Annotated in this window: 10 protein-coding genes and 2 pseudogenes; 1 reads left to right on the top strand and 11 read right to left on the bottom strand. The window is 72.2% G+C overall.

Annotation, left to right across the window (positions count from 1 at the left end; translation table 11 throughout):
- Positions 1-91: 91 nt before the first annotated feature.
- From QWM81_RS15510 to QWM81_RS15560, 11 genes and pseudogenes are all read right to left on the bottom strand, one after another.
- Positions 92-1,192 (bottom strand): polyprenyl synthetase family protein, encoded by a 1,101-nt coding sequence (locus QWM81_RS15510; RefSeq protein ID WP_290112560.1) that lies wholly within the window; start codon positions 1,190-1,192, stop codon positions 92-94.
- The gene (gene hpnE, locus QWM81_RS15515) at positions 1,189-2,574 is read right to left on the bottom strand and encodes a hydroxysqualene dehydroxylase HpnE (RefSeq protein WP_290112561.1); all 1,386 of its coding nucleotides are present in this window, start codon (positions 2,572-2,574) and stop codon (positions 1,189-1,191) included. Before hpnE ends, QWM81_RS15510 begins: the two co-directional genes overlap by 4 nt.
- A gap of 73 nt (positions 2,575-2,647) precedes the next feature.
- Positions 2,648-3,598 (bottom strand): presqualene diphosphate synthase HpnD, encoded by a 951-nt coding sequence (gene hpnD / locus QWM81_RS15520; RefSeq protein WP_290112562.1) that lies wholly within the window; start codon positions 3,596-3,598, stop codon positions 2,648-2,650.
- The gene (gene hpnC / locus QWM81_RS15525; RefSeq protein WP_290112563.1) at positions 3,595-4,482 is read right to left on the bottom strand and encodes a squalene synthase HpnC; all 888 of its coding nucleotides are present in this window, start codon (positions 4,480-4,482) and stop codon (positions 3,595-3,597) included. Before hpnC ends, hpnD begins: the two co-directional genes overlap by 4 nt.
- A gap of 430 nt (positions 4,483-4,912) precedes the next feature.
- A complete protein-coding gene (locus QWM81_RS15530; protein WP_290112564.1) occupies positions 4,913-5,722 on the bottom strand; it encodes an ABC transporter ATP-binding protein in 810 nt (269 codons plus the stop codon).
- Positions 5,715-6,644: an ABC transporter permease gene (locus QWM81_RS15535; RefSeq protein ID WP_290112565.1), complete on the bottom strand. Its 930-nt coding sequence runs from the start codon at positions 6,642-6,644 to the stop codon at positions 5,715-5,717. Before QWM81_RS15535 ends, QWM81_RS15530 begins: the two co-directional genes overlap by 8 nt.
- A gap of 97 nt (positions 6,645-6,741) precedes the next feature.
- The gene (locus QWM81_RS15540; RefSeq protein WP_290112566.1) at positions 6,742-7,614 is read right to left on the bottom strand and encodes a glycosyltransferase family 2 protein; all 873 of its coding nucleotides are present in this window, start codon (positions 7,612-7,614) and stop codon (positions 6,742-6,744) included.
- Positions 7,615-7,619: 5 nt separating this feature from the next.
- Positions 7,620-8,399 carry a CDP-alcohol phosphatidyltransferase family protein gene (locus QWM81_RS15545; protein WP_290112567.1) on the bottom strand — a complete coding sequence of 260 codons (780 nt, stop codon included), beginning with the start codon at positions 8,397-8,399 and terminating at the stop codon, positions 7,620-7,622.
- A complete protein-coding gene (locus QWM81_RS15550) occupies positions 8,377-9,438 on the bottom strand; it encodes an iron-containing alcohol dehydrogenase family protein (RefSeq protein ID WP_290112568.1) in 1,062 nt (353 codons plus the stop codon). Before QWM81_RS15550 ends, QWM81_RS15545 begins: the two co-directional genes overlap by 23 nt.
- A complete protein-coding gene (locus QWM81_RS15555) occupies positions 9,426-10,163 on the bottom strand; it encodes a phosphocholine cytidylyltransferase family protein (protein ID WP_290112569.1) in 738 nt (245 codons plus the stop codon). The genes QWM81_RS15550 and QWM81_RS15555 overlap by 13 nt, the downstream gene beginning before the upstream one ends.
- A pseudogene (locus QWM81_RS15560) lies at positions 10,160-11,620 on the bottom strand (DUF5941 domain-containing protein); the annotation flags it as partial. The gene QWM81_RS15555 and the pseudogene QWM81_RS15560, both read right to left, overlap by 4 nt.
- Between QWM81_RS15560 and QWM81_RS15565 the strand changes: the two are divergent.
- A pseudogene (locus QWM81_RS15565) lies at positions 11,617-11,748 on the top strand (phosphotyrosine protein phosphatase); the annotation flags it as partial. The pseudogenes QWM81_RS15560 and QWM81_RS15565 sit on opposite strands and share 4 nt — an antisense overlap.

Raw genomic sequence — 11,748 nt, forward strand, 5'->3', positions numbered from 1 at the left:
TGCAGTTGGCGTGCTGCGGCTGCGGGTGGGCCGTCGGCCGGTGCGTGAGGCACCGGCCGGCGACTAGCGAGTCATATGGTGAGGATGGCGGTCATCTCTTTCGTACGACGACGAAGTCCGCGAGCGCGGTGAGCTGGGCGCGGACCCGTTCCGGCATGTCGACCCCGTGCAGGGCCTCGATCGCGACGGCGTGCTGCCTGCGCGCCTCCTGGGAGGTCCACTCACGGCCCCCCGCCTCCTCGATGAGGGCCGCCCGGGTGGCGAACTCCTCCTCGGAGAAGCTGTCGAAGTCGGTGCTCTTGGCGTCGGCCGCGAGCAGCTCCCCCAGGCGCTCGGAGGCCGGTCCGCCCGCGGCGAGCGCGGCGACGACCGGCAGGGACTTCTTGCGCTGGCGCAGGTCGCTCCAGGTCTGCTTGCCGGTGGCCTCCGGGTCGCCCCAGATGCCGAGCAGGTCGTCGACGGCCTGGAAGGCGAGGCCCAGGTGGTAGCCGTACGCCTCCAGCGTGTCGGCGGTGCGGTCGTCGGCGCCGCCGAGGACGGCCCCGATGGAGCAGGCGCAGGCGAGCAGCGCGCCGGTCTTGTTGCCCTCCATCTCCAGGCACTCCTCGACGGTGACCCGCTCGCGGTGCTCGTAGGAGATGTCCTGGGCCTGGCCGTCGATGAGCTTGCGGGTGGCGGTGGTCAGCCTGCGCGTGGCGCGGCCCGCCTCGACGGTCCCGAGCTCCAGCAGCAGTTCGTTGGCCAGCGCGAAGAGCGCGTCGCCGACGAGGATCGCCTGGGCGGGGCCGTGGACCTTCCACACCGTGTCGCGGTGGCGGCGCTGCTCGTCGCCGTCCATCAGGTCGTCGTGCAGCAGCGAGAAGTTGTGTACGAGTTCCACGGCGACCGCGCCGGGGATGCCCACCTCGGGCGCCGCGCCGGCCGCCTCGGCGGACAGCAGGGCGAGCGCCGGGCGGACAGCCTTGCCGCTGTCGCCGTCGGCGGGCCGGCCGTGGGCGTCGATCCAGCCGAAGTGGTACGCGGCGACGGTGTCCATGGGCGGCGCGAGCCGGTCCACGGCCGCGCGCAGGACCGGGGTGGCCATGGTCCGCCCGCGCTCCAGCAGGGCGGTGACGTCCGCGGTGTCGACGGCCGGGTTCACCGGGGGCACAGTCGGCACGGTCTCTCCTCTTGTTCCAGTACTCAGGCTCATGCCGCCTCCTCGAGCGGATGTACATGGGGGCGGCCGAGGGCCGACAGGGCGGCGCCCGCGGCGCTGAATCCGCTGCGTACCGCGCCTTCCATGGTCGCGGGCCAGCCGGTGGCGGTCCACGCGCCGGCCAGGTGGAGGCCGGGCGCGTTGGTACGGGCCGCGGGGCGCAGCCGTCCGACGCCGGGGGTGGGGGCGAACGTCGCTGTCCGCTCCCGGGTGACGAAGAAGTCCCGTACCTTCGCGCCGCGGGCCGCGGGCAGCAGACGCTCCAGTTCGGGCAGGTAGCGCTCGCGCAGTACGGCGACGGGCTCGTCGATCTCGTCCTGGGCGGCCGACTGGGACAGGGCCAGGTACTGGCCGTCGGTGTAGCCGGAGGCGTCCGTACGGTCGAAGACCCACTGGACCGGGGAGCCGAGCGCGGTGAAGAAGGGCCGGCGCAGCACCTTGCGGTCGTACAGGACGTGGACGTTGAGGATCGGCGCGGTGCCGATGTCCAGGAGCGCGCCCGGGTCGTCCAGGGCACCGTACGGCAGCAGGTCGTGCGCCTCGCGCTGCGGTACGGCGAGGACGACGGTGTCGGCCTCGATGCGCTCGCCGGGGACGTCCACGGCCCAGCGGCCGTGTCCGCTGGGGAGGATGGCGCTGACCTTGGCGCGCAGGTCGGTGCGTACGCCGGCGGAGTCCAGCGCCTTGCGGGCGAGCGTGTCGTGCAGGTCGCCGAGGGGCACGTGCGCCCAGCCGATGTCGGCGGCGCCCGGCTCGGAGAGCAGGCCGGTCTTGAAGACCATGGCGGCCAGGCCCATGGAGGCGTGGGAGGCGGTGGCGTTGAGGGTGGCGACGCCAACGAGGTCCCAGAGGGCTTCGACCGCGCGCCGCGACTGGCCGTGGCGGGTGAGCCAGGTGGCGAAGTCGATGCCGTCGAGCGCGGGGTCGGCGGGGTCGAGCTTCTGCAGGGCGAGCGCGGCGCGTGCGACGCCCGCGCGCTCGGCGAGCGAGAGGTGCGGGTAGGTGGCGAGGCTCGCGGCGAGGTGGAGCGGTACGGGCAGGGCGGTGCGGCGCAGCCGGCCGAGGCGGGGGCCGCGCGGGTGGGCGACGTCGAGGACGGGGACGTCGAGCCGGTTCTGCAGCGGGGCGAGGCGGGCGCCGTCGATGCGGTCCAGGAACCAGCGGTAGGCCGTGCAGCAGCGCAGGTAGACGTGCTGGCCGTTGTCGATGGTGAGGTCGCCGCGCTTGAAGGAGAACGCGAGGCCGCCGAGGCGGGGCCGGCCTTCGAGGAGCGTCACGCGCAGTCCGCAGTCCGCGAGGCGCAGCGCCGCGGTGACGCCGGCGAGACCGCCGCCGACGACGACGGCGTGCCCTGGCCTCAGGCGGTCGTCGCTCATGCGCCCTCCCCTCGGGCCGCCGCGGTCGGGGACCCGGGGCGGGGGGCGGACGGTGCCTTCTGGGGCAGGGGCATCAGGCGCGCCTCCTGACGGTCTGCCGGGAGATGGTCCGGGCGTCGAGTCCGGACAGGCCGCGCACGGCGACGTACGCCTTCTCGTGCCCGGGCAGGGTCACGCGCCCGCGCAGGACGGCTTCGGGGTCGCGCTCGATGCGGTCGAGGAGGCGGCGGTAGATGCCGGCCATGGCGGCGACGCAGGCGCCGCTGCGCCGGTCCAGCATGGGCAGCAGCCGGTAGCCCTCGGCGAACAGGGCCCGCGCGCGACGGACTTCGTACTGCACGAGTCCGGTGAAGTCGGCGCCCTCCGGCGGGGTGGGGTGGCGGAAGCCGTCGGAGCAGCCGAACTTGGCGAGGTCGTCGGCGGGCAGGTAGGTGCGGCCGTTGACGGCGTCCTCGCGAAGGTCCCTGAGGATGTTGGTGAGTTGCAGCGCGAGCCCCAGCGTGTCGGCGTACTCGGGGGCGCGTTCCGCTCCGGGTGCGCCGGATGTGGTGCCGAAGATGGCGAGCGAGAGCCGGCCGATGGCGCCGGCGACGCACCGGCAGTACACCTTGAGGTCGTCCCAGGTCTCGTACGTCTCGCCGCGCACGTCCATCAGGACGCCGTCGATCAGCTCGTCGAGACCGCCCAGGGGCAGCGGGAAGCGCCGCGCCGCGTCGCTGAGCGCGACGGCCACCGGGTCGGTGTCGTCCTCGGCGACGGCGTCCTGCCGGATCCGCTCCAGCAGCCCGCGGGTGGCTTCCAGCCGGTCCTGCTTGGCCTCGGGGGCGAGGGAACCGTCACCGATGTCGTCGACGCGGCGGGAGAAGGCGTACAGCGCCGACATGGCCTGCCGCTTCTCGGCCGGCAGGAGCCGGATGCCGTAGGCGAAGTTACGGGCCTGCTGTCCGGTGACGGCCTCGCAGTAGCTGTAGGCGGCCGCTACCGGCGGGGACATCTGCGTCTGTGTCTCCACGGTCCCGCTCACCTCTCTCCACGTGCTCTGCGCAACACGGTTCCCACGTGGCGCATCAGGTTGGTCTTGGTGGGCTTGGGCCGGCCGGGGAGTACGTCGTGTCCGGCGGCCGTGATGGCGTCGAGCGCGGCGTGCCCGCCGCCGACGAATCCGGCGAGGAGCAGGCGGAGCCTGCCGCGGACGCTGCCCACGAGGGGGATGCCCTCGTGCAGGAGCCGGCGTGCGCGTTCGGCCTCGTACGCGATCAGTGCCCGTACCGGCGCGCCGGCGGTGGGGCGGGCGAGGTCGGCCTCGGTGACGCCGAACCGTTTCATGTCCTCGGCGGGCAGGTAGATCCGGTCGCGGGCGAGGTCCTCGGCGACGTCCTGGAGGTGTTCGACGATCTGCAGGGCGGTGCAGACGGCGTCGGAGCGGCGGACGCGCTCGGGGCTGGTGGTGCCGGTGATGCCGAGGACGAGCCGGCCCACGGGGTCGGCGGAGAGCCGGCAGTACGCGACGAGGTCGTCGTAGGTCTCGTAGCGCCGCACCAGCTGGTCCTGGCGGTTGGCCCCGATCAGGGCGAGGAACGGCTCGGGTGTCAGGCGGTGGCGCCGTACGGTGCGCTGGAGGGTGCGCAGCAGCGGGTGGGCCGGGATGCCGTCGAAGACGCGGCGGAGGTCGGCCTCGAAGGCGTCGAGCAGGACGAGCCGGTCCGTCACGCCCTCGGCCCCCAGGTGGCGGGCGTCGGCGCCGCCGGGCGCGAGGTCGCCGTCGCCGATGTCGTCGACGAGGCGGGCGTAGCCGTAGATGGCCATGAGGTCGTCGCGCCAGCCACGGGGCAGGAAGAACGGCGCCACGGGGAAGTTCTCGTGGGCCGCCTTGTCGAGTGTGGTGCGCGTGAAGGCGTCGGGGCGCACGTGCCGGGTACCTGTCACTGCGGACTGCCCGGCGCGGGGACGGCGAGACCCTCGCAGAGCTGGAGATCCACCGTCATTGCCGTCACATCTCCCGTTCTACACTGCCGACCCAATACATCCCATTTCGGACACGCCGCAGGCCCTGCCCAGCGGGCCGCCCACGGCCCGGCGCGAGGCCCCGGGGGGTATCGCCCCACTTGCCGCGAATCAGCACCGGTACAGCTTACGTTGTACAACGTCCGGGGCGGTGTCGGGGTGTTACGCGCGGGCGAACGGTCAGGGTCTTGTCGTCAACCACCCCACTGGGCCCGGGACTTGACGCAAACATGGCATCCCGGCCGGGCGGAGCCGTCCGCGCGTGCCCCCCGCCGGAGGGCCCCCGCCGTGGGCTCCGGCGGGGGCCCTCCGGCGGTGTCACGGCGGCGCCGGACTACCTGCCGGTCTCCTTCTCGTACGCGCGCAGGACCTCGGCGGTGGGGCCGTCCATCAGCAGCTCGCCCTTCTCCAGCCACAGGACACGGTCGCAGGTGTCCCTGATGGACTTGTTGCTGTGGCTGACCAGGAAGACCGTGCCGGCCTCCTTGCGCAGCTCCCGGATGCGCTGCTCGGAGCGGATCTGGAACTTGCGGTCGCCGGTGGCCAGCGCCTCGTCGATCATCAGCACGTCGTGGTTCTTGGCTGCCGCGATGGCGAACCGGAGCCTGGCTCCCATGCCGGAGGAGTACGTCCGCATGGGCAGCGTGATGAAGTCGCCCTTCTCGTTGATGCCGGAGAAGTCGACGATGTCCTGGTAGCGCTCGCGGATCTCCTCGCGGGACATGCCCATGGCCAGCCCGCCGAGGATGACGTTGCGCTCGCCGGTCAGGTCGCCCATCAGCGCCGCGTTCACACCGAGCAGCGAGGGCTGGCCGTCGGTGTAGACCTTGCCCTTCTCCGTGGGCAGCAGCCCGGCGATGGCACGCAGCAGGGTCGACTTGCCCGACCCGTTGGTGCCGATGAGGCCGATGGCCTCGCCCCGGTACGCGGTGAAGGACACCCCGCGCACCGCGTGCACCGTGCGTACGCCCCGGGACTCGGCCTTGTCGCGGCGGAGTATCCGGCTGAGCGCGGCGGTGGCGCTGCCCTTGCCTCCGCCGCCACCGTTGACGCGGTACACGATGTGCACGTCGTCGGCGATGACGGTGGGGATCCGCGCGCCGTCCGCGGCGGTCGCGGTCACGTCGTTGGTCTCGTCAGCCACGGCCGTACCGCTCCTCCGCCTTCCAGAAGTACACGAACCCGGCGACGCCCACGAGGACCGCCCACAGCAGGGCGGCGAGCCAGACGTGCGAGGGCAGGTTCTCCGAGCCGTACCCGTCGATCAGCGCGAACCGGATGAGGTCCATGTAGATCGCCGCCGGGTTGTACATCAGTACCTCGGCGATCCAGGCCGGCTTGTCCTGGAGCATGATCGGGATCGAGAACATCACACCCGATCCGTACATCCACGTCCGCATGACGAAGGGCATCAGCTGGGCGAGGTCGGGGGTCTTGCTGCCGAGCCGGGCCATGACCAGGGACAGGCCGACGTTGAAGAGGAACTGCAGCGCCAGCGCCGGGAGGATCAGCAGCCAGCTCAGCGAGGGATAGCTGCCGAACGCCGCCGCGATCACGAACAGCACGATCATCGAGAACATCAGCTGCTGGAGCTGCTGGAGCGCGAAGGAGATCGGCAGCGAGGCGCGCGGGAAGTGCAGCGCCCGCACCAGCCCCAGGTTGCCCGAGATCGCCCGCACGCCGGACATGACGGAGGTCTGCGTGAACATGAAGACGAAGACGCCCGTCACCAGGAACGGGATGTAGACGTCCTTGTCCATGCCCCGGCCGGCGTTCAGGATCAGGCCGAAGATGAGGAAGTAGACCGCGGCGTTGAGCAGCGGCGTCGCCACCTGCCACAGCTGGCCGAGCTTGGCCTGGCTGTACTGGGCCGTGAGCTTCGCCTGGGAAAAGGCCAGGATGAAGTGACGGCGACCCCACAGCTGCCGGACGTACTCGGCCAGGCCGGGCCGGGCACCGCTCACCGACAGGCCGTACTTGGCGGCCAGTTCCGCCGGGGACAGGCCCTCGTCGGGAGATGGCGGGGCGCTCACGGCGATCGCTCCGTCATGGGTTGTCTCACTCACAAGTTGAAACTTTCGTGTTCAAGATGCGCGGCGGATAGGGGGCGGGTCAGGTGGCGGCCAGGTCCCCGGTGCCCCGTGTTCGTCGGTGAAGAGCTTGTCAGATGACGGGCGGCCGGCCCAGTCTGGTCAGCCGCCACACCGTACGCCACTTCATGGGCCGGCGCGGCCCGCACGGCGTGGTCCAGCCCTCCGTGAAACCGCCGAACCAGGCCTTCAGCGCGGGCACCGAGGGGCGCCGGGCCAGGGTGAGCAGCAGCCAGACGCCCAGGTAGGCCGGCACCAGCGGCGCGGGCAGGTTGCGGCGGGCCAGCCAGACGCGGTTGCGGGCGATCATCCGGTGGTAGACGGCGTGCCGGGACGGCGCGGTCGTCGGGTGGAGCAGCACCATGTCGGCGCGGTAGTCGATCATCCAGCCGGCGTCCAGTGCCCGCCAGGCGAGGTCCGTCTCCTCGTGCGCGTAGAAGAACTCGCCGGGCAGCGGGCCGACCTCGGCGAAGACCTTCGTACGCACGGCGTTGGCGCCACCGAGGAAGGTCGTCACACGTGAGGAGCGCATCGGGTCGGAGGCGCGCAGCCGCGGCACGTGGCGGCGCTGGGTGGTGCCGGTGTCCGGGTCGGCGATCCGGAAGCTGATGATGCCCAGCTTCGGGTCGGCGGTGAACGCCTGGCGGATCAGCTCGGCGGTGTCCGTGTGCGCCAGCAGCCCGTCGTCGTCCAGGAACAGCAGGACGTCCGCGTCGGAGCCGTTCGGGCCGAACGCCTCGATGCCGGCGTTGCGGCCGCCGGGGATGCCCAGGTTCTCGGGGAGGTCGATGGTGCGTACGCCCTCGGGGACGCCCGTGACCGGGGCGCCGTTGCCGACGACCACGATCTCGACGGGGTCGCCGTCCTGCTTGGCGACCGAGTCGATCAGGGCCCGCAGGTCGTCGGGGCGGTTGCCCATGGTGATGATGACGGCGCCGAGCTTCATGGCGGTCACCTCAGCCTGCTGGAGGCGAGGATCGACACCAGGTGCAGCAGCGTCTGGAGCAGCGCGATGCCGGCCAGCACGGCGACGCCGAGGCGGGAGAAGAACAGGTCGCCGCGGACCGCGTCCAGGACTGCCAGCACCAGGATGAGCAGGGACGCCTCGATGCCGAGGACCAGCCGGTGGAACTTCAGCGCGGCGGCGGCCCGGCGGGCGAGCGCCATCCCGGACGAGCGCGGCTCGGCCGCCGCGTCCTTGACCGGCGGCAGGCCGCCCTGGTGCCGGGCCACGCCGACCAGGTCCGTCTCGGCCTTGATCAGGATCGCGCCGAGGGCCGCGAGGGTGCCGAGGAAGGCCCACAGCCAGTCGATCCGGCCGCTGCCCCACAGATCCGCGGCGCGCAGTCCGAAGCCGACCAGGACCGCCGCGTCGCACAGGTAGGCGCCGACCCGGTCCAGGTAGACGCCGGACAGCGAGAATTGCCGCTTCCAGCGGGCGACCTCCCCGTCGACGCAGTCGAGCAGCAGGTAGAGCTGGACCGCCACCACGCCGAGGACGGCACCCCAGATGCCCGGCACCAGCAGCGCGGGGGCGGCCAGCACACCGGCGAGGGTCATCAGGTAGGTCAGCTGGTTCGGCGTGACCCGGGTGGTCACCAGGTACCGGGTGACGCGCAGCGAGATCTCGCGCATGTAGAGGCGGCCGCCCCAGTGCTCACCGCTTCGCCGGTCCTTCACTCCCGCCGGGTGAACGACCGGGCGGAGTTCAGCTACGGATGGTCTTGGCATAGTCGGCGTACGCGTCCCTGATCTGGTCGGTGGACAGGTCGAGGTGCTCGAGGATGGTGAAACGTCCGGGGCGGGTCTGCGGTGCGTACTCCACGGCCGCCACGAACTCGTCGGCCGAGAAGCCGATCTCCTCCGGCAGCACCGGCAGGCCGTGGCGGCGCAGCACCTCGGCGAAGAGCCCGGACTCCTCGCGGGCGCCGCGCAGGTGCATCGCGAAGGCGGCGCCGAGTCCGACCTGCTCGCCGTGGAGCGCGGCGCGCGCCGGGTGGAGCAGGTCGAAGGCGTGGGAGATCTCGTGGCAGGCGCCCGAGGAGGGGCGCGAGTCGCCGCTGATCGACATGGCGATGCCGCCGAGGACGAGCGCCTCGGCGAGCACGATGAGGAACTCGTCGTCGCCGACGCCGCCCGGGTGGCGCAGGACCGACTCGCCCGCCGTACGGGCCATGGCGGCGGCCAGGCCGTCGATCTTCTCGCCGGTGTGCCGGTGGGACAGCTCCCAGTCGGCGATCGCGGAGATGTTGGAGATGGCGTCGCCGATGCCGGAGCGGACGAAGCGGGCGGGCGCCTCGCGGATCACATCGAGGTCGATGACCATGGCGATCGGCGAGGGCACCCCGTAGGAGCCGCGTCCGTTGTCGTTGTCCAGGGTGGAGATCGGCGAGCAGATGCCGTCGTGCGACAGGTTCGTCGCGACGGAGACCATGGGTACGCCCACGCGTGCCGCGGCGTACTTCGCCACGTCGATGATCTTTCCGCCGCCGAGGCCGACCACGGCGTCGTACCGCTTGCCCTTGATGGCGTCGGCGAGGCGGACGGCGGAATCGATGCTGCCGTCATCCACCGCGTACCAGTCGGCGTCCGGCAGCACCGGGGCGAGCTTCTCGCGCAGTGCCTGGCCGGAGCCGTTGCTGATGGCCATGGCGAGCTTGCCGGAGGCGGAGATCCGCTGGTCGGCGAGGAGGCCGGCCAGGTCGTCCATCGCACCGCGGCTGATGTCGACGACGACCGGCGAGGGGATGAGCCGGGTCAGTACAGGCACGCGATCTCACGGCCCTTCGCGAGGTCGTCGTGGTTGTCGATCTCGACCCACCTGACGTCTCCGATGGGCGCCACGTCGATCGGGAAGCCGCGGTTCACGAGCTCCTGGTAGCCGTCCTCGTAGTAGAGGTCCGGGTCGCGCTCGAAGGTGGCCTTCAGCGCGTCCGCGAGGGGCTCGGCCGCCCCGGGCTCGATGAGGGTGACACCGATGTACTCGCCCGTGGCGGTGGCGGGGTCCATCAGCTTGGTGATGCGCCGGACACCCTGGCCGTCGGCGGAGATGACCTTCATCTCCTCGTCGGCGAGGGTCTTCACCGTGTCCAGGGCGAGGATGATCTGCTGTCCCTCGCCGCGGGCGTCGAGGAGGGTCCGCTCGACGGAGACGGGGTGGACGGTGTCGCCGTTGGCGAGGATGACGCCCTCCCTCAGGACCTCACGGGCGCACCACAGGGAGTAGGCGTTGTTCCACTCCTCGGCCTTGTCGTTGTCGATGAGGGTGAGCTTCACGCCGTACGCGGCCTCCAGGGCGGCCTTGCGCTCGTACACGGCTTCCTTGCGGTAGCCGACGACGATGGCGGCCTCGGTGAGGCCGACCTCGGCGAAGTTGGCGAGGGTGAGGTCGAGGACGGTGGTGTCACCGGCCACGGGCACGAGGGCCTTCGGGAGCGTGTCGGTGTAGGGGCGCAGACGCCGTCCGGCACCGGCTGCGAGTACGAGGCCGATCATGCGGGTTCTCCTTCGTCATGTACTGCGGGTGCTCCGGAGGACACCCAGAAGCGGATGGACTCCACGAGCACGACCAGCGCGACGGCCACCGCGAGGGCGGTGAGCGCGAGGGTGAAGTGGCTCCCGGTCGCCAGGGCCGCGGCGAGGACCGCCACCACGAGCGTGCGGCCCTCGTGGCCGCCGATCGTCCGCACCAGCCACGCGGGCGGCGCGCCGGTGCCGCCGCGGATGCGGTACACCGTGTCGTAGTGATGGTAGGCGACCGCCGCGACCAGCCCGAATGCGGCCGGGAGGGCTCCGGGGGCGCCCGAGCGGGCGGCCAGGATGAGGATCGTGACGTACTCGGCGACCCGGAAGACGGGCGGGACGAGCCAGTCGAGGGTGCCCTTGAGGGGGCGGGCGACGGCGGCGCCGGAGGTCACGGCGTAGCCGAGGGCGGCGACGACCGGCCAGGGGCCCCCGAACGGCGCGAGGGCGGCGGTGGCCACGACGGCGGCGGCGCCGGTCAGGGCGGTGACGGCCGGCACGGTCCGGGCGACCTTCCTGAACGCCTCGGCGAAGCCCTGCGCGAGGGGGCCGGAGTCGGCGAGGTCGGCCAGGGCCTGGGCGGCCCGGTCGGTGCGGCGGGCCTTGCGGGTGAGGGACCGCAGGAGGCGGCCGGCGGTGGTGTAGCAGGCGGCGAAGGCGCAGCCGACGAGCAGGGCCCAGAAGACGACGCGGGGGGTGGTGACGGCCGTGAGCACGGCGATCATGGCCCAGCGTTCGCCGATGGGCAGGACTATCATCCGGCGCGCCCACACCGTCCAGCCCCGGCTGTCGAGCTTGTCGGAGAGGGCGGCGGTGGGGCTCGTGTTGGCGGTGGCGTCGTGGTTGGCCTCGTTGAACGAGAAGTCCACGACATGGCGGCAGCTCTGGAGGACCATCGCGGCCAGGGCGAGCGCCCACACGTCGTCGCCGCCGCGCGCGGCACCGAGGGCGAGGCCCGCGTAGTAGGCGTACTCCTTGGCCCGGTCGAACGTCGCGTCCAGCCAGGCGCCCATCGTGGAGTACTGGAGCGAGTAGCGGGCGAGCTGCCCGTCGGTGCAGTCGAGCACGAAGGACAGGAGCAGCAGCACCCCGGCCGCGACGTACCCGCCCCGGCTGCCGGTCGCCGCGCAGCCCGCCGCGATCAGCGCGGTGAGGAGGGAGGCGGTGGTGACCTGGTTGGGCGTGAGGCCCTTGCGGGCGCACCAGCGGGCGATGTAGCGCGAGTAGGGGCTGACGCAGAAGGTGGTGAAGAAGCCGTCACGGGTCTTCACGGCGGAGCGCAGGCGTACGGCTTCTTCGTCCACGGCCGCGACGGCGTCCCGCGTCTCCTTGCGGCTCTGCGGATCGGTCGGTACGGCGGCGACGAGGCTCCCGAGCTCGGGCCGGTGCACGGCCACGCCCTCGGCCCCGAGCGCCTCGGCCAGCCGGTCCCTGCATCACCATGGGCTGCGGCGACACCTGCCCCGTCTTCCCCGGCAAGCGCTACCTGGACTGGAAGCTCGATGACCCGGCCGGTCAGGGCGTGGAGGCAGTGCGCCCCATCCGCGACGAGATCAAG

The organism is Streptomyces ficellus (assembly GCF_030406405.1).
In the GTDB taxonomy this organism is placed as follows: Bacteria; Actinomycetota; Actinomycetes; order Streptomycetales; family Streptomycetaceae; genus Streptomyces; species Streptomyces ficellus_B.